Here is an 18,314-nt window from a genome sequence, read left to right as displayed (position 1 = left end):
AGATGTTATGAATCATCCATCACCATCTCTGCAACGTGGCTTTACCCTCATAGAGTTGATGGTGGTGATTGTAATCGTTAGTATTATGGCTTCACTGGTTGTGCTTAATGTTGGTGGTGTTGATCATCGTAAGGCAATGCAAGCGCGTGAATTTCTGATCTTAGATTTAAAAAAAATGAATCGTGAAGCTAATGATCAAGCGCGAATTTATGCTTTGGATACTCATCCAGCTACAGACGTAGCAGCATTTAATTACCAATTAACTGAATATAAACCCAACTCAGTAGATTTAAATAGCCGCATCCAAGTCATTGAGCAAAATAAATGGCAGGCCTTAACTGAGTTTAAGCCACGAATTTTACCTGAGCACGTATCATTTATGATTCAGGTACAAGATCATCAATATCAAAATGCCAACAATGCGGATTTAGTTGGAAATCAAGCACCACAGTTGATTTGGTTCGGAAATGGTGAGGTGAAGCCTGTTTCTATTCAGATGTATTATGATCAAAAACCAATAGGTGCACCCATTAATATTGATTATTTGGGGAAAATCACCGATGCAGAATAAAGGCTTTACTCTTATTGAAGTAGTTGTGGCGTTGGCGATTTTTGCGGTGGCGGCAATGGCATTAACCCATGTGGCTATGCAATATACACAATCGACGGCTCATGCGATTTTGCGGACAAAAGCGCAATTTGTTGCACAGAATGAAGTTGCACAAATGGAGATTAATCAGGAAAAACTAGAAGGGACTCAGTCTAAACAAGTAACCTCACAAGGTGAGACTTGGCAAATTGATAAAAAATCCGAAGCGACCATAAGCCCAAATGTACAACGTATAGATGTACAAGTTAGTCTGTTTAATTCTGAACAAGGAAAAGTTGAGTCAGGAATTACCAATCTGATTTTTTTTAACTATCCACAAAAAAATAATCCATCATGAAGCAGCAATCAGTATGAAAAACTCCCCAATGAAAACAAAAATGGGTTTTACTTTGGTTGAGCTGTTGGTTGCGATTGCAATTTTTGCGGTATTGTCGGCATTAGGTTGGAAGGTTTTTGATTATTTGTTGAAAGTGAAGGATCGAAATGCAACCCACGAAGAAAATTTAGGACAACTACAAGAAGCATATCAACAATTTCAGCGAGATATGTTGCAAATTATGCCGTTAACTGCAAATGTGGCTGGGCAGATCCAGCCTGCTTTACACTTGGTTAATCAGAATTTAAGTTTTAGTAAAGCAGGTGTCACTGATCCTTTAAAGCAAGGCTTATCACCGTATGAACGTGTTGAGTATCAATATAATGCACAAGAAAAAAAGCTTTATCGTTTAAAATATGCCAATTTAAATACTGCAAATTCAGCACAGCCTTTATCCAGTGTTTTATTAGCTGATGTAGATCAGTACAATATTTCAGTCTTAAATCCGGGTGAATTGGATCGTTGGCCTGCAACAGGGACTGATTCGACTGATACTCAAGCACAGCAATTGTTACCTCGTGGTATAAAAATTAAAGTTGTGATTCGTGAGGTTGAATATGAGTGGATGTTCAGTTTATTAAATACCAGTTATTTGATTAAAAATAAATCAAATGAAGTTGATACAGGTAATGACTCAAATGCTAATGCACCAAATAGTGATGTCAATCAGGATATAAAAAACCATAATTCATTGAATAGTGGTTATCAAAATAATAGCTCACCAAATAGTAGCTTAAACAATTGAGGCATTTAATGAAGCCGCAGAAAGGAATTGCATTAATAACCATATTGGTTATGGTGGCTTTAGCAACAATTATTGCAGCAACAATTGCGAAACACCAACAGAGCACTTTTGAAAATACTGCGTATTTAATGCGGCAAAATCAATCACTTTATTACGCAAAAAGTGCAGAGGCTTTTTTTTCAGAGTTATTGGTACAAGACAGTGAGGGAGGAGCGAATATTGATTATTTACAAGAGACATGGGCGCAACCCATGCCAGCATTTCCTGTTGAGGATGGTTTTGTCTCTGGTACGCTAAAAGATGAGTCTGGTAAGTTTAATTTAAATACGTTGTTAAAGAGTGATGGGACTGAAAACCCAGAAACCAAGAAATTTTTTGAAAAGCTTTTAGTACGAGTCGGGTTGCCAGCTGAATTGAGTCAAGCGGTTGTTGATTGGCAGGATCCAGATGATTTAACTGTAGGAGCAATGGGTGCTGAAAGTAATTATTATCAAGGATTACCTAGCCCATATTTAGCTGCAAATACTCAATTTCATCAAATTGAAGAGTTGAAACAAGTTCGTGGTTTTGAGGGTGCTAAATTTGATTTGATAGCACCTTATATTTCAGCATTGCCTGAGATCAGTACAAAAATAAATGTTAATACTGCGCAACCTTTATTATTGGCAAGTTTAGATGAAAAAATGGATGTAAATGCAGTAACGTCGGCTATACAGGCAAAACAAAATAAGTTGGAACATTTTTCCAATGTAAACGCATTGATGACCCTGTCACCGTTTGACTCTGTCAATACGGAAGCAAAAGCGCTAGCCCCGCAAATTTTTGATGTGAAATCAAATTATTTTAAAGCACAGATTGAAGTCTTGCTTTCAAATCGTAAAAGACAATTTACCAGTTATATGATGCGTAAAGATAAGCATGTTTTTGTTTATGCTAGAAGTTTAGCGCCTTTTTAAAGTATGTAGTAGCCATAGACCTCAGGGCTATTTAGGTAGGGATTTGGTAGGTGATGCTTTAAGAAATAGATGCTACAGTGAGATATGATCTAGGCTAATACCTTTTGCCTATTGTCAAGAACGGTAAAATTAATGCTCAGTGTTTCAGTTTTGCTTTATAATCAATTTTCTTAACGTTTTGTTGAAATTTTGGCGCATGTTAATTCGTAAGTTATTTAAATTTGAAAATGCACACATCGTGCGTAACTGCACATCTGATCGTTGTAAGCGTTCGATTCATGGTCACAGTTATAAAGTAGAATTACTGTTAAAGGCTTCGAAACTCGATCATGGTCAAATGGTATATGATTTTGGCTTGCTCAAAGGTGTCATTAAAGATTTATTCGATAGTTTTGATCATGCAATCTGTTTCTGGCAAGATGATAGTGCAGAATATATTCAAGCCTGTAAAACATTTAGTGCACGTTGGGTGGCTTTACCAGTATCACCATCTGCAGAACAATTTTCTCGAATTTTTTTCTATTTGGCACAGCAAGTTCTACAATCGACCATTACTCAAAATGGCGAGGGTGATGTAGAAGTTTATTCTGTGATCGTACATGAAACCGATACGGGCTATGCACAGAGCTTTCAAGAAGATATTGAAAATGTGCAAATGGGGATTTTAGATCTAGATAAAATTGTATTTTCTGAACAAGTACAAGCGGAATGGATGGATCCACAAATGTATGAAAATTTAAAACAAGGGTTGAAGTTTCAAAACCCTGCAGTAGATTTGCAAGTAAAAATTTAAATTGGTTTATTGAGTGTGGAGTTTTGGTTTTAGGATGAATACAAATGCAATTGACTGAACAAGAGCAAGCAAAGTTGAATCAAGTTCGGTTGGATGACAGTTGGAAATATAGCTTGTCAGAATTCTTGTTGGGTCCAAAAATGGAACATTTACGAGAATTTTTACTTGCTGAAATAAAAGCGGACAAAGTCGTTTATCCTCCAAGTTCGCTCATTTTTAATGCTTTAAATACTACGTCATTACATCAAGTCAAAGCCGTGATTTTAGGGCAGGATCCTTATCACGGGCCAAATCAAGCGAATGGTTTGAGTTTTTCTGTACAAAAAGGACTTGCAATACCTCCATCTTTGCGAAATATTTTCCATGAATTGAATACCGATCTAGGTTTAACCATTTCAAAGCATGGCGACTTAAGTCAATGGGCGCAACAAGGTGTACTGTTATTAAATAGTGTTTTAACTGTAGAGGCAGGGCAGCCAACATCGCATCAAAAACAGGGTTGGGAGGATTTTACCGATACTGTGATTGATGTATTGAATGAGCAGCGTGAACATGTGGTGTTTATTCTTTGGGGTGCTTATGCACAACGTAAGGGGCAACGCATTGATCAAAATAAGCATTTAGTACTCAAAGCTGTACATCCATCACCTTTAGGAGCAAACCGAGGTGGCTTTTTTGGTTGTAAAGCATTTTCTAAAACAAATAATTATCTGAAACAAAATGGCATTGAGCCGATAGATTGGCAGCTGGACGCATGACAAATTCTCCCTTAACAAACGACTATCATCCTGATCTGATTATTGAAGATGCTAAAAATGGTTGGCGAATTGTTCGCTTAAACCGTCCAAAGTCTCTTCATGCTTTAGATGAATCTATTGCAACTGCATTATTAAAGCTATTCCAAGATTATCACCATGATGATTCAGTTAAAGCAATATGGTTAGATTCAACCACGCCTAAAGCATTTTGTGCGGGTGGCGATGTGCGCAAATTGCGTCAACTCGTGATTAATAATGAAGTAGAGACCGCAAATCAATTCTTTACTCAAGAATATGCACTGGATTTATTGCTGCATGACTATGCAAAGCCAGTGGTGGTCTGGGGTGAAGGCTATGTGATGGGTGGTGGGCTTGGGTTATTTATGGCTGCGCCATTCCGTCTAGTAACACCATACTCACGTTTGGCGATGCCAGAAGTAAATATTGGACTCTATCCAGATGTAGGCGCGACGCGTTTCTTGGCAGATCGTGGTCCAATTGGTTTATTCACAGGTCTTACGGGTTCAATCATGACTGCTGCGGGTGGTTATGGGATTGGCTGGGCAACGCATATTTGTGATGCACAGCGTGATGTAGTATTACAAAAATTACTGGATATCGATTGGGATCATTATCCAGCAGGTGATTTCCGTGCTTTAGATGATACCTTAAATGGGTTGCATCGTCCGGTAGCACCTGGACCATTACAAAATTCATTAGATGTGATTCATAGCGTATGCCGTGGTGTAAGTTTTGAACATGATTATCAAGCTATTATTGGTTTGAGTGATGCACGTAGTGATTGGTTACGTCAAGCCAGTGAAAACTTAGCAAAAGGTTCACCGAGTACGGCAGCCATTACGTGGTTATTGTGGCAATGGGGACGTCAGGTTCATCCTTGGCAAGAAGTTTTTGCGCTAGAATCACAAATTTCAGATTGGAAGATTCGCCACCCTGATTTTGTAGAGGGTGTACGTGCACGTTTAGTTGATAAAGATTTATCGCCTGAATGGGAAGCTTGTGAGTCCATGTCATTGAAAGGTATTTTGGCAAAAAACCCACCGATTACCAATATTGAAAGCTGGAATACGCTGTTAAAACAATATCACGTGATTGCATGATTTTTTAATGTGTCATGATTGATTCTTTGATATGGAATGAGCAGCAAAAAATAGATGAACAATGGATGCAGCGTGCCTATGAGCAAGCTGCATTTGCTGCTGCGCAAGGTGAAATTCCTGTAGGTGCAATTATTGTCAGTCAAGGAAATATGATTGGACAGGGTTTTAACGCACCTATTCTATTAAATGATCCGACTGCGCATGCTGAAATACAAGCGATTCGGCAGGCCTGCCATCATCTTCAAAATTATCGCTTACCTGATGATGCAACACTCTATGTGACATTAGAACCCTGTACGATGTGTGTAGGTGCTTTGATACACGCAAGAATTCATCGAGTGGTTTTTGCAGCAACTGAACCTAAAGCGGGTTCTTTGGTGAGTAGTCGAAAATTATTAGAATCAGGCTATTACAATCACATTTTTGAATTTGAGAGTGGCTGTTTGCAAGCTCAATGTTCGACTCAGTTATCCGACTTTTTTAGAATGCGTCGTGAGCAAAAAAAACAGCGTCGTGTCGAACAAAATTCACTCAATAAATAAAAAAACAATTTAGAATCGATTAAAACAAGATGACGGGTTGTCATCAATTACAGGGGAATAAAATGAACGCGATTCAAGTCAAAAAAGAATTTAATGCACCGATTGATCAGGTCTTTGAGCTACTTTCAAAACATGAAACCTATAATGTTGCATTTGCTCCCGTACAAGTGGTACGTGTTAAGGATGCAGCAGATCCAGAACGTCCAGATGGTTTGGGATCAATTCGTAGAATGGGGTTTGGCCCAATTAAACCAATTCAAGAACAGATTACTTTGCTTGATGTGAATAAGCGTATTGAATACAAGCTGATTAATAATCCTTTAATTAAGCATCATATCGGAATTATTGAATTTGAAGCAGTTTCAGCAACTCAGACTTTAGTGAAATATACGATTGAATTACAAGCACGTGCACCATTTGTAAGTAAATTAATACTTGCACAGCTCAAACTAGCGATTACACTAGGTTTTTCCAAATTGGCAAAATCTGTATAAATCGGGCAATCAATGACAATTCAAATTATTACGATCGATGGGCCAAGTGGTTCGGGTAAAGGAACATTAGCTGCGAAACTCGCAAATCACTATCAATTTCATTTGTTAGATTCTGGGGCTTTGTATCGCTTACTTGGATTGTCATTGCAGCAAAAAAATCTGCTCGAAGCATTGGATAATGATGACGTACTCAAACAATGCGTTACAATTGCAACAAATTTAGACATCGTATTTAAAAGCCAAGATGAAGGGACTGTCATTTTATTGGATGGTGAAGATGTTACCCAGCTTATACGTACCGAACAAATTGGAGAGTATGCGTCAAAAGTCGCAGCGATTCCAGTACTTAGAACAGCGCTTTTAGATCGTCAACGTGCTTTTGCACAAGCGCCAGGCTTGGTTGCAGATGGGCGAGATATGGCGACAACGATATTTCCAGAAGCGCAAGTTAAGATTTATCTTACTGCTTCGGCGGAGTCGCGTGCGGAACGTCGTGTAAAACAGTTGCAGGGTATGGGGCTGGATGTTAAAATAAACGATATTTTAGCAAATATACAAACTCGAGATAAGCGAGATATGGAGCGTACAGTTGCTCCACTCAAGCCAGCAGATGATGCTTATATCATTGATAGTTCAAATTTGAATATTGATGAAGTATTCAAACTGATGACTGATTATGTCGATGAGCGTTTAGCTAATATAACCAATATTTAATCGAATATCAGTAGAAGCATAGCTTGATCAGTTTATATGGACTATGTGGATACTTAATTAAACCGGCCTTGTCTGATCCAAGACCGCTGACTTTACTAGGTATATCATGACCGAATCTTTTGCAGCCCTCTTTGAAGCAAGTGAATTAAACCTCAACGTAGAAAAGGGTGCAGTCATCCAAGGTATCGTTGTTAGCATCGATTCTGATTGGGTAACTGTTGATACTGGCCTTAAGTCTGAAGGTGTTGTATCACGCTCTGAATTCTTAAACGAACAACGTGAACTTGAAGTTCAAGTTGGCGATACAGTTGACGTTGTTGTTGAAGCACTTGACAACGGTATGGGTCAAACAGTTCTTTCTCGTGAAAAAGCGAAACGTGCTGAAACTTGGACTAAACTTGAAAAAATCTTTGAAGACGGCGAAATCGTTACCGGTGTTATTTCTGGTAAAGTTAAAGGCGGTTTCACTGTTGACATCGGTCCAGTTCGTGCATTCTTACCAGGTTCTTTGGTAGATACTCGTCCTATCCGTGACACAACTCACCTTGAAGGTAAAGAGTTAGAGTTTAAAGTAATCAAGCTTGATGCTAAACGTAACAACGTTGTTGTATCTCGTCGTGCAGTTATGGAAGCTGAATCTTCAGCTGACCGTGAAGCATTACTTTCTCAACTTGAAGAAGGTCAAACAGTTACAGGTACTATTAAGAACCTTACTGATTACGGCGCATTTGTTGACCTTGGTGGTATTGATGGTCTTCTACATATCACAGATATGGCTTGGAAACGCATCAAACATCCTTCAGAAGTTGTTGAAGTGGGTCAAGAAGTTACTGTTAAAGTACTTAAATTTGACAAAGAACGTAATCGTGTATCTTTAGGTCTTAAGCAATTAGGCGAAGATCCATGGTTAGCGATCATGAACCGTTATCCTAAAGGTTCAATCGTTAAAGCACGCGTAACTAACCTTACTGATTACGGTTGTTTCGCTGAAATTGCTGAAGGCGTTGAAGGTTTAGTACACGTTTCAGAAATGGATCACACAAACAAAAACATCCACCCATCTAAAGTTGTTCAGATTGGTGATGAAGTTGATGTTATGGTTCTTGAAGTTGATGAAGAACGTCGTCGTATTTCTCTTGGTATCAAACAAACTCGTGCTAACCCATGGGAAGAGTTTGCTAAAGACCATGACAAAGGCGAAAAAGTTTCTGGTACGATCAAATCTATCACTGACTTTGGTATCTTCATTGGTTTACCAGGCGGTATTGACGGTCTAGTTCACTTGTCTGATATTTCTTGGAACGAACAAGGCGAAGAAGCTATTCGTCGTTACAAGAAAGGTGACACAGTTGAAGCGGTTATCTTATCTGTAGATGCTGAAGGCAACCGTATTAGCTTAGGCGTGAAACAATTGAACAATGATCCGTTCAATGATTTCTTGGCGACTAACGAACGCGGTGCATTGGTTAAAGGTACTGTAACTGCAGTTGACGCTAAAGGCGCAACTATTAAGTTAGCAGACGAAGTTGAGGCTTCTTTGAAAGCATCTGAAATCAATCGCGATCGCGTTGAAGATGCAACTAAATTCTTAGAAGTTGGTCAAGAAGTTGAAGCGAAAATCATCAACGTTGATCGTAAATCTCGCTCTATCAACTTGTCTATCAAAGCGAAAGATGAAGCTGAAGAGAAAGAAGCAGTTGCTAGCTTAAAAACTACAGCGCCTGCTGGTCAAGAAAATGGTCCTAAGACTATTGGTGATTTGATCAAAGCTCAAATGAATCACTAAGTCGTTGTAAAGAAGTATTATTTAATGTAACTAATTAATACTTTTTATACAATTACTGTAAAAGGTGGCGTAGTATTTAATTATTGCGCTACCTTTTTGTATTTAAAAAGGATATTATTTATAACATAGCGAATAGCATTAAAATGAATGAGGCATTATATGACAACTGAAGCACTTAATAAGTCTGACTTAATAGAAAGAATTTCACTAAAAAATCCACACTTAGCCGAGCCTTTAGTAGAAGAAGCTGTTAAGATAATGATCGATCAAATGATTGCATCATTATCTGGAGATGATCGTATAGAAATTCGTGGATTTGGTAGCTTTGCATTGCACCATAGAGATCCGCGTGTTGGTCGTAATCCTAAAACAGGTAAATCAGTGGAAGTTGCAGCAAAAGCCGTTCCACATTTTAAACCTGGTAAAGCGCTACGTGATGCAGTAAACGAATCTGCCAATAAATAAAAATCGAGCGGGGTGCTTATGCGCTATGTTTTGGTACTGCTATTAATAGCTGTTTTTGGTTATGCTTTAGCATTAGTGTTGCTTAATGGTACAGAGCTTGCAGTAGATTTATGGTTTACTCAAGTGCCTGCAATGCGCTTAGGTTTGTTGTTATTATTTACTTTAGCCATTGGTATTGTTTTAGGATTACTTTTAGGTGTTCAAGTTTTCCGTGTATTCCAAAATAGTTGGGAAATTAAACGTTTACGTAAAGATATAGAGCACTTACGCAAAGAACAAATACAAACTGCACAGTTGGCTGCTGCGGAAGCCGCTGCTCATGCTCGTCATGAAAAGACAATATTAGATATTTATCCTGAGGATAAATCCTCGAATCCTTTATAGTTTTAAAGCGAATACATAGCTCTTTATTGTTTAAGCAATAAAGAGCTTTTTTATTTTTAAGCTTTGAATTGGTATTCGAGTAAGTTGATTAAATAATGAAGTTTTACTGACTTTATAACCGTATATGTTCATTGAAAAATAGCGATTTTAATTTAATTGATATGAGTCGCCGATCAATGTTTTACAGCACTTGCTAAACCCCCTTATAATTACGTATCTTTTTATGTGATGGAATAGACTCTTGAGTATCATTGTTGCCTTAGATGCGAAAAGCCAATATGACGCATTAACAATTGCAGATCAACTTGATCCATCACTATGCCGAGTAAAAGTGGGTAAAGAACTTTTTACTCATGAAGGGCCATCTGTCGTAAAAGCATTACATGACAAAGGTTTTGAAGTATTTCTAGATTTAAAATTTCATGATATTCCAAATACTACAGCGCAAGCGGTTTGTGCTGCTGCTGATCTAGGTGTATGGATGGTGAACGTGCATGCATCAGGTGGACGAAAAATGATGGAAACTTGTGTCGAGCGTTTGAAGGCAGGTAATTATCAAACGCAACTGATTGCGGTGACTGTTTTAACCTCTATGGGGCGAGAAGATTTACGTGATATCGGTTTAGATATTGAGCCTTTTGAACAAGTGAAGCGTCTTGCAAAATTGACTCAAGAAAGTGGGTTAGATGGTGTAGTATGTTCCGCACAAGAAGCTAAAATGCTACGTCAAGAATTGGGTCAAGATTTTGCTTTGGTGACACCAGGGATTCGTCCGGCAGGGTCAACTGCAGATGATCAGAAACGTATTGTGACGCCTAAGCAAGCGATGTTGGATGGTGCTACACATTTGGTGATTGGTCGTCCGATTACCCAGTCTAAGTATCCAAGCCAAATGTTAAAAGATATTTTAGCATCTATTTAATCAAGTTTTACCCAGATCCCCTTGATATAAAGGATGGAAAAATCCCTCTTGTAAGAGAGGGATTATGGAGCATGATTTATTGTGGTAATTTAAAGTGCGGCTAAAATACTGACGGCAATCGGTGCGAGTATAGATAAAATAAATCCACTGACCATTGCATGTGGAATAAACTCATTACCACATGCCTGTTTCACCATTGGCAGGGTAACATCCATTGCTGTTGCACCCGCAGAAGAAATAGCTGAACGTGGATAGCGCCATCCGATTAGATACATAAATAAAATGGCTATAATTTCTCTAAATAAATCATTTATTAAGGCAATACTGCCTAAATGAGAATTCTTCAATTCAGTAACCACAATTCCAGTCATTGAATAAAAACCATAGCCTTGTGACAGCATAATTAGATCTTTGAGACTGATATTGCTGATGATCAAAGATGCCGCGACAGCACCTAAGATTGAGCCAATAATGCAACCCACGGGAACGAGCATGATTTTCCAGTTGAGCCATGAGCGATCTAAAGGAGAATAAGCCAAATCTAGGCCAATTAAAAACATGAAAACTAACAATAGATTCCAAGTACTAACATGTAGGCTGTAACCCCAATGGTTAAATAATTCTGCTAAGCCATAACCACAACCGAGTGCAATGAAGGCGTAGCTAATATTGAGGAGTGATCCTATCAATAAGTTGGTTGAAACCTTGCCTTGTGCAGGTTGATAGCCAATGGCTTTAAATAGTAGGTAACAACAGAGAAAGGCTCCAATAGATGTACTCAGTGATAATGTTAAGGCACTACTTAAAATTTGTGTGGGGCTATTCATGCTTTGTAAAGTCTGGGAAAACTCAACGGCAATTGCAATCAGAAGAATATAGGTAAAATAAGGTAATATTTTAAAAGCAATTTTTTCCAACCATTGTGGAAGTCTGCGTGCTAAAAAAAATCCGACAAATAAACAAAATAATAATTGGAAAATTAACCAAAGCGATTGCATGAAAAAGTCAGCAGGTGGGTAGACACCTGCTTATTATAAGCAAACTTTATGCAACACGGGATGTTTTGTTATTGGACTTAACACTTCCAAAAAATTGATAATCAGCAGGATTGACTTTTCGAGTTTCTAACCAGTATTTCCATGTATAAGTGGGCCAAAGGGAGAAATTTTTACCGCCATCTTGCTGATACCAACTAACACAGCCAGATTGCCATACAGTGCCTTTAAGTTGTTTTTGCACATTTTGATTAAACTGATCTTGGGCTTCAGCTTTCACCGAAATCGCTTGAGTTTGAGTCTTATGAACTAATTGGATCATCTGGATAATATAATTGGTCTGTGATTCAATCATAAAAATAACAGAGTTATGCCCAAGTACAGTGTTTGGCCCTAATAGTTGGAAAAGATTAGGGAAGTCTTTGGTTGTGATGCCATAAAAGCTTTCAGCACCATCTTTCCATGCTTCTTTGAGTTCTAGGTTGTTTTGGCCATAACATGCAAAAGATTTTAAATAGATACGTGGATCTGTAATAAAGCCAGTACCATAAATTAGGCAGTCAATTTTGTGTTGTTTACCATCTTTGGTGATGATGCTATCTGCAGTGACTTCTTGAATAGCTTCAGTGATTAATTCCACATTATCACGGTTAAAAGTGGGAAAGTATTTGTTGGAAATTAAAATACGTTTGCAGCCCATAACAAAATTTGGTGTTAATTTTTGTGCGATTTTTGGATCTTTAATTTTGAATTTAATCAATGCTTCGGCAAGTTTTTGACCATATTTCATGATTTGTGGTTTTACAATGGGAACGACACGTGACTCATTTGACCAATATAAACGGGCACGGTGTAATTTACGGAACCATTCAAAATGGCTAAACAGCGTTTTATCTAAAGTATGATAAGCACGCTCATCTCGTGGAATAACCCAAGCAGCAGTACGCTGAAAAACATAGAGTTGCTCTACTTTTGGTGCGATTTCAGGAATATATTGAATTGCACTACCACCTGTACCAATGGATGCGACACATTTATTATTTAAATTGTAGTTGTGATTCCATTGTGAAGAGTGGAAGACTTCACCCTTAAATTTTTCAATACCTTTAATTTTTGGAATTTGTGGAACATGGAGTGGACCTGAGGCGAAAACAATAAATTGTGCTTCAATATGCTGACCATTTTGCATGATCAATTGCCAGTTTAAAGCGGTTTCATCAAATTTTACTGAAATAACTTCGTGCTGAAATTGAATAAATTCTTTAAGTTCAAACTCTTTGATTATATCCTGTATATAGTCAAAGATTTCAGCTGCTTCAGCATAACGTTTAGACCAGTCTTTTTTCGGTGCAAAAGAAAGTGAGTACATATGTGATTGCACATCACATGCTGCACCTGGGTATTGGTTTTCACGCCAAGTCCCACCAACATCATCTGCTTTTTCTAAAATAATAAAATCTTGAATATTGGCTTGAAGGAGACGAATTGCCATTGCAAGACCACCAAAACCTGCACCAATAATGGCGACTTGTGTTTTTTGTACATTGTTTGGTACATTTTTAGATGGAGGTGCTGCTTCATTCATGATTTTTATCCTAATTTTTAGAATCATTTTTTGATTTTTGTAGGTTAATAGATTTTTAAACGAAGAAACATGATTTCGCTGACGATAAAATTGATAGATTCGGCAATTTTCAAAGTTAACTATTTGTTGTAAAAACAGTTTGCAAAGATTTTATTGAAGATATGATGAAACGATCAATACTGGGTTTAATGTATTTAATTCATGGGATGCGTAACTCAGGAATTGATGTGGATACACGACTTGCTAGTATTGGAATAAATGCAGATGCACTTGATCCAAGTTCAATTATTCATCCGAGCTTAGAGTGGGATATTCAAAAAGTCATTGGAGAAGGGGTTAAACCTGAAGTTGGGCTTTTTATTGGACAGCATTATGCCTTAGCTGGTTATGGTCCTCTATTAATGCTTCTTGTGACCTGTAGTACTATTCAAGATGCACTTAAATATGGGATTCAGTTTCAAGGCTTAACACATTTATTTGGTCGGTTGGGATTGGTTTATTCCAATAATCATGTTGCTTTGACTTATGAACCTATTGATTTAAATACTGAGATGGGTTTATTACGTGCGCAATGTGAAGTATCAGGAACCTATAAGTTTTTACAAGATATTTATAAAATGATGGGTTTGGTGGCACCGACTATCCGCGTTGAATTACCTTTTAAGCCACCACAAGAATTAGATGTATTGAATCAATATAAAACATATTATGGCTCAGATTTGCATTTTGGAGCTGAAAAAGCAGCTTTTCAGCTCAATGATGTTGTGATGAATGTTCGAATTCCATCAGCAGATCCTATTACTTTTCGAGTTTATGAAGCCAAATGTATAGCTGAAATTGAACGTTTAAATGCTGAAGAAACTGATCAAGCCTCACTTATACAGCGTGTACGTGGTTATTTAGAATTACAACAGGGGAATATTCCAAGTATGGCGACAACGGCACAGGCTTTGAATATCCCTGAAAGAACGTTGCGTTATCAGTTACAACAATTGAATAGCAGCTATAAGCAAATCCGTGAACAATTGATAAAACATAAAGCCTTGCGACTGATTGAATATAATGAATATTCAATCGAGGTGATTGCTGAGTTATTGGGATATTCTGAACCTGCGGCATTTAATCATGCTTTCAAACGCTGGTTTGGACAAAGTCCAAGGCAGTATGGTAAATAGCCTAAGTATTATTTAGCTTGGGTTATATGCCAAAGTTTTATTTATCAAAGTTTATATTTCGATATACTTCCACTAGACCTTAAAAAGTACATAAGCGATATGTTAGATCAGAAAGCAACGCATAAGACAGCATTTACACCTTTATCGCCTGCGGAGCGCTATGCTCAGGCTATATCTTCTGGACAGTTTTTGCCTGATGATGCTCAGGCTCAGGCGGTACATGAGTTGGAGCGGGTTTGGCAAGAGCTACTCAACCGATACAAAGCCTCTAAAAAAGCCTTTCGTCGTTTCCGTCGACAGACTGCACCACGTGGAGTGTATATGTGGGGCGGAGTTGGTCGAGGTAAAACGTGGTTAATGGATCAGTTTTATGAGTCTTTACCGTTTCGTCGTAAAACACGGATGCATTTTCACCATTTTATGCAATATGTGCATAAAGAACTTAATAAATTATCAGGTCAGCAGAATCCACTCGATTTAGTTGCAGATCAAATTTATAAAGAAGCTGTCGTGATTTGTTTTGATGAGTTTTTTGTATCAAATGTCACCGATGCGATGATTCTAAGTGATTTATTTCAAAAGCTATTTCAGCGAGGCATTACGCTGATTGCGACCTCAAACATTGCACCAGATGGTTTATATAAAAATGGTATCCATCGTGACCGCATTATTCCAACCATTGAAATGGTCAAGAAAAATTGTGTAGTGTTAAATGTTGATGCTGGCGTGGATTACCGTTTACGTGTGTTAAAACAAGCACAATTGTTTAAGTCACCTTTGACACATGAACATAAATTGTGGATGGCAAAGCGATTTACAGCGCTGACGCAAACGCAAACTATTTCTGATGAACCGATTATTATTAGTCATCGTATTGTGGAAACACTCGGTCACACCGAGGATGTATTGTGGTGTGAATTTTCAGAGCTATGTATGAAACCACGTAGCCCTGCGGATTTTATCGAAATTGCTAATATTTATAATACCGTTCTGGTGAGCAATGTGCCGCATTTAACCGATTATTTATCGGAAGGGACGCGTCGCTTTATTTATCTAGTAGATGAGTTTTATGATCGTGGGGTCAAACTATTACTGACTTCTGAAGATTCAATTATTACCATTTATGAAGGTGAAAAATTGGCATTTGAAATAGAACGGACTCGTTCGCGTTTATTAGAAATGCAGTCAGATGATTATTTACAAGCAGCTCATCATCAGGTGGCTGATAAACCACAAGACAGTACTGAAGCGAAAAGTTAAGTCATAGGTTCTTGATCTCAATTTGAATAGCACTCTTCGGAGTGCTTTTTTGATAAAAAAAGAAGCTATTTGATCGACTTTAACGCGCTTTCATGGCTTAATCTTTATACATTTATAAAAGTTATCGAATAAAAATCAGAATAAGCGGTACATTCTGAACTTAAGTCTAATTTCGACATTTTAAAAACTTTATACACTGTAAATCGGTATTTAATTTGTTGATACATTTTGAATTTTAACATTTATTATTTTGATAATGTCAATATTTATCAATTAGAAAATGCTCATTATTTAGGAATGTGATATTAGTATTCAGCAAAGTATAAATCGGTATACTACAAACTCTTGTTATAAAAAGTAGCAATATCAGGAAAGACAATGACTGCACGTATTCAAAAAGGCAAGTTAGCGATTGCTAAAGAACTTTACGATTTTATCGAAAATGAAGCTTTACCAGGTTCTGGTTTAGAGAGCGAAACATATTGGAATAACTTTGAGCAAGTCGTTGTCGATCTTAGCCCTAAGAATAAAGCGCTCTTAGAAAAGCGTGATGAGATTCAGGCTAAAATTGATCAGTGGCACCGTGACAACAAATTTGAATTAGAAGCTTATAAAGCTTTCCTTAAAGAAATTGGTTACTTGTTACCAGAAGTAGAAGATTTCCAAATCAGCACAGAAAATGTCGATGAAGAAATCGCATTGCTTGCTGGTCCACAACTTGTCGTACCTGTACGTAATGCTCGTTATTGCTTAAATGCTGCTAATGCACGTTGGGGCTCTTTATATGATGCACTTTACGGCTTTGACGTTATCTCAGAAGAAGGTGGCGCAGAAAAAGGCAAAGGCTACAATCCCGTACGTGGCGAGAAAGTAGTTGCATTCGCGAAAAACTTCTTAGATGAAAACTTTCCACTTGCAGCAGGTTCGCATGCTGAGGCAACTCAGTATGCTGTAGATCACAATGCACTTGTTGTGACATTGAAAGATGGCTCTACAACGACGTTGGCGCATCCAGCACAATTCGTAGGTTATAACGGTGATGCTGCAACTCCTACAGAAATCGTTTTTAAAAATAATGGCTTGCATGTCATTATAGAAATAGATGCAACCAGCCCTATTGGTAAAACAGATGCAGCAGGTATTAAAGATTTAGTACTTGAAGCTGCTGTAACAACGATTCAGGATTTAGAGGACTCGATTGCTGCCGTTGATGCAGAAGAAAAAGTAGAAGGCTACCGTAACTGGTTAGGCCTAATGCAAGGTACTTTAGAAGAATCGATTGAAAAAAACGGTAAAACTGTAACGCGTAGTTTGAATAAAGACCGTACGCATAAGAACTTAATTGGTGGTGAAACGATTATTCATGGTCGTTCATTGATGTTACTTCGTAATGTCGGTCATTTAATGACAAATCCAGCCATTCTTGTAGATGGTGCTGAGATTTACGAAGGCATTATGGATGCATTAATTACGCCATTACTTGCTTTTGCAGATATTAAAGGCCAAAACGAAATTAAGAACTCGCGTAAAGGTTCTATGTATATCGTTAAGCCAAAAATGCATGGTCCTGAAGAAGTTGCATTTGCAGTAGAATTGTTTGAGCGCTCAGAAAAAGTCCTTGGTTTACCTGCAAAAACTTTAAAAATCGGGATTATGGATGAAGAGCGTCGTACCTCTGTAAACTTGAAAAATTGTATTGCTCAAGCAAAAGATCGTACGATCTTTATTAATACAGGCTTCATGGATCGTACTGGTGACGAAATTCATACCTTTATGGAAGCTGGTCCATTCGTACGTAAAGGCGAAGTGAAAGCTCAGATCTGGTTCCCAGCATATGAAAACCGTAACGTAATGGTTGGTCTTAAAGCAGGTTTACGTGGTAAAGCGCAAATTGGTAAAGGCATGTGGCCTAAACCAGATATGTTGCTTGATATGTATAAAACCAAAACTGAGCATCCAGAAGCTGGCGCAAGCTGTGCATGGGTTCCATCACCAGCGGGTGCAGTCATTCACGCGATTCATTATCATCAAATTAATGTTGCGAATCGTCAGAAAGAACTTTTGGCGACTGAAGCTCTGCCTTTAGATGATTTGTTGACTCCGCCATTAGCGAAGGATACAAACTGGTCTGAAGAAGAGAAAACCAAAGAACTTGAAAATAACTGTCAAGGAATCTTGGGTTATGTTGTTCGTTGGGTTGATTTGGGCGTAGGTTGTTCTAAAGTTCTCGATATCAACAATGTTGGTTTGATGGAAGATCGTGCAACCTTACGTATTTCTTCACAACATGTGGCAAATTGGTTACGTCATGGCATTGTTACACGTGCACAAGTTGAAGAAGTCATGCAACGTATGGCGAAGATTGTGGATGAGCAAAATGCAAATGATCCAGAATATACTGCAATGTCTATAGATTTCGACAACAATATTGCATTCCAAGCTGCATCAGACTTGATCTTTAAAGGTGGTGAGCAGCCATCTGGTTATACAGAGCCTTTGTTACATGCTGCGCGCTTAAGACTAAAAGGTTATACCGGTGATTAAAACTGCCGTATTTCTCTAATAAAAAAGCCTCTTAAGAGGCTTTTTTATTTTTTATACTATATTCACAATAAAAATTGAATGTTTAAGAA

19 protein-coding genes are annotated in these 18,314 nt (G+C 37.9%); 17 read left to right on the top strand and 2 right to left on the bottom strand.

Going from position 1 to position 18,314, the window contains the following annotated elements; translation table 11 throughout:
• Window positions 1-7 precede the first annotated feature (7 nt).
• From B9T27_RS06940 to pyrF, 14 genes are all read left to right on the top strand, one after another.
• Window positions 8-571, top strand: a complete 564-nt coding sequence (locus B9T27_RS06940) for a type II secretion system protein (protein ID WP_086206118.1) — start codon at window positions 8-10, stop codon at window positions 569-571.
• Window positions 561-947, top strand: a complete 387-nt coding sequence (gspI, locus tag B9T27_RS06935) for a type II secretion system minor pseudopilin GspI (protein WP_086206117.1) — start codon at window positions 561-563, stop codon at window positions 945-947. The genes B9T27_RS06940 and gspI overlap by 11 nt, the downstream gene beginning before the upstream one ends.
• A gap of 13 nt (window positions 948-960) precedes the next feature.
• The gene (gspJ, locus tag B9T27_RS06930) at window positions 961-1,731 is read left to right on the top strand and encodes a type II secretion system minor pseudopilin GspJ (RefSeq protein WP_228146161.1); all 771 of its coding nucleotides are present in this window, start codon (window positions 961-963) and stop codon (window positions 1,729-1,731) included.
• A gap of 8 nt (window positions 1,732-1,739) precedes the next feature.
• Window positions 1,740-2,687 (top strand): type II secretion system minor pseudopilin GspK, encoded by a 948-nt coding sequence (gene gspK / locus B9T27_RS06925; protein ID WP_086206115.1) that lies wholly within the window; start codon window positions 1,740-1,742, stop codon window positions 2,685-2,687.
• Window positions 2,688-2,883: 196 nt separating this feature from the next.
• Complete coding sequence (locus B9T27_RS06920) at window positions 2,884-3,480, top strand: 6-pyruvoyl trahydropterin synthase family protein (protein WP_086206114.1); 597 nt, start codon at window positions 2,884-2,886, stop codon at window positions 3,478-3,480.
• 44 nt (window positions 3,481-3,524) lie between these two features.
• Window positions 3,525-4,238 (top strand): uracil-DNA glycosylase, encoded by a 714-nt coding sequence (gene ung, locus B9T27_RS06915; RefSeq protein WP_086206113.1) that lies wholly within the window; start codon window positions 3,525-3,527, stop codon window positions 4,236-4,238.
• On the top strand, window positions 4,235-5,359 hold the full coding sequence (locus B9T27_RS06910; protein WP_086206112.1) for an enoyl-CoA hydratase/isomerase family protein: 1,125 nt from the start codon (window positions 4,235-4,237) through the stop codon (window positions 5,357-5,359). Before ung ends, B9T27_RS06910 begins: the two co-directional genes overlap by 4 nt.
• A 14-nt stretch (window positions 5,360-5,373) precedes the next feature.
• Window positions 5,374-5,901: a tRNA adenosine(34) deaminase TadA gene (gene tadA / locus B9T27_RS06905; RefSeq protein ID WP_086206111.1), complete on the top strand. Its 528-nt coding sequence runs from the start codon at window positions 5,374-5,376 to the stop codon at window positions 5,899-5,901.
• Window positions 5,902-5,963: 62 nt separating this feature from the next.
• Window positions 5,964-6,395, top strand: coding sequence for an SRPBCC family protein (locus tag B9T27_RS06900; protein WP_086206110.1), 432 nt, complete (start codon window positions 5,964-5,966; stop codon window positions 6,393-6,395).
• Between the two features lie 12 nt (window positions 6,396-6,407).
• On the top strand, window positions 6,408-7,109 hold the full coding sequence (cmk, locus tag B9T27_RS06895) for a (d)CMP kinase (RefSeq protein WP_086206109.1): 702 nt from the start codon (window positions 6,408-6,410) through the stop codon (window positions 7,107-7,109).
• Window positions 7,110-7,215: 106 nt separating this feature from the next.
• Window positions 7,216-8,895 carry a 30S ribosomal protein S1 gene (gene rpsA, locus B9T27_RS06890; RefSeq protein WP_086206108.1) on the top strand — a complete coding sequence of 560 codons (1,680 nt, stop codon included), beginning with the start codon at window positions 7,216-7,218 and terminating at the stop codon, window positions 8,893-8,895.
• Window positions 8,896-9,054: 159 nt separating this feature from the next.
• Window positions 9,055-9,360 carry an integration host factor subunit beta gene (locus tag B9T27_RS06885; RefSeq protein ID WP_086203923.1) on the top strand — a complete coding sequence of 102 codons (306 nt, stop codon included), beginning with the start codon at window positions 9,055-9,057 and terminating at the stop codon, window positions 9,358-9,360.
• Between the two features lie 18 nt (window positions 9,361-9,378).
• A complete protein-coding gene (locus tag B9T27_RS06880; protein WP_086206107.1) occupies window positions 9,379-9,744 on the top strand; it encodes a lipopolysaccharide assembly protein LapA domain-containing protein in 366 nt (121 codons plus the stop codon).
• A 241-nt stretch (window positions 9,745-9,985) separates the two neighbouring features.
• A complete protein-coding gene (gene pyrF, locus B9T27_RS06875; RefSeq protein ID WP_086206106.1) occupies window positions 9,986-10,666 on the top strand; it encodes an orotidine-5'-phosphate decarboxylase in 681 nt (226 codons plus the stop codon).
• Between the two features lie 89 nt (window positions 10,667-10,755).
• Here pyrF and B9T27_RS06870 read toward each other — a convergent pair whose 3' ends face one another.
• Together B9T27_RS06870 and B9T27_RS06865 are read right to left on the bottom strand one after the other, a co-directional pair.
• Window positions 10,756-11,664 carry a lysine exporter LysO family protein gene (locus B9T27_RS06870; RefSeq protein WP_086206105.1) on the bottom strand — a complete coding sequence of 303 codons (909 nt, stop codon included), beginning with the start codon at window positions 11,662-11,664 and terminating at the stop codon, window positions 10,756-10,758.
• A 46-nt stretch (window positions 11,665-11,710) separates the two neighbouring features.
• On the bottom strand, window positions 11,711-13,246 hold the full coding sequence (locus B9T27_RS06865) for a flavin-containing monooxygenase (protein ID WP_086206104.1): 1,536 nt from the start codon (window positions 13,244-13,246) through the stop codon (window positions 11,711-11,713).
• Window positions 13,247-13,410: 164 nt separating this feature from the next.
• Here B9T27_RS06865 and B9T27_RS06860 point away from each other — a divergent pair, with 164 nt between their 5' ends.
• The 3 genes from B9T27_RS06860 (at window position 13,411) to B9T27_RS06850 (ending at window position 18,225) form a co-directional block, all read left to right on the top strand.
• A complete protein-coding gene (locus tag B9T27_RS06860; RefSeq protein ID WP_086206103.1) occupies window positions 13,411-14,421 on the top strand; it encodes a helix-turn-helix domain-containing protein in 1,011 nt (336 codons plus the stop codon).
• Between the two features lie 99 nt (window positions 14,422-14,520).
• Window positions 14,521-15,681 (top strand): cell division protein ZapE, encoded by a 1,161-nt coding sequence (zapE, locus tag B9T27_RS06855; protein WP_086206102.1) that lies wholly within the window; start codon window positions 14,521-14,523, stop codon window positions 15,679-15,681.
• 378 nt (window positions 15,682-16,059) lie between these two features.
• Complete coding sequence (locus tag B9T27_RS06850; RefSeq protein ID WP_086206101.1) at window positions 16,060-18,225, top strand: malate synthase G; 2,166 nt, start codon at window positions 16,060-16,062, stop codon at window positions 18,223-18,225.
• Window positions 18,226-18,314 lie beyond the last annotated feature (89 nt).

Origin of the sequence: Acinetobacter sp. ANC 4648 (assembly GCF_002135345.1) — a bacterium.
Lineage (GTDB): Bacteria > Pseudomonadota > Gammaproteobacteria > Pseudomonadales > Moraxellaceae > Acinetobacter.
This window is presented reverse-complemented; position numbering and strand designations above follow the sequence as displayed.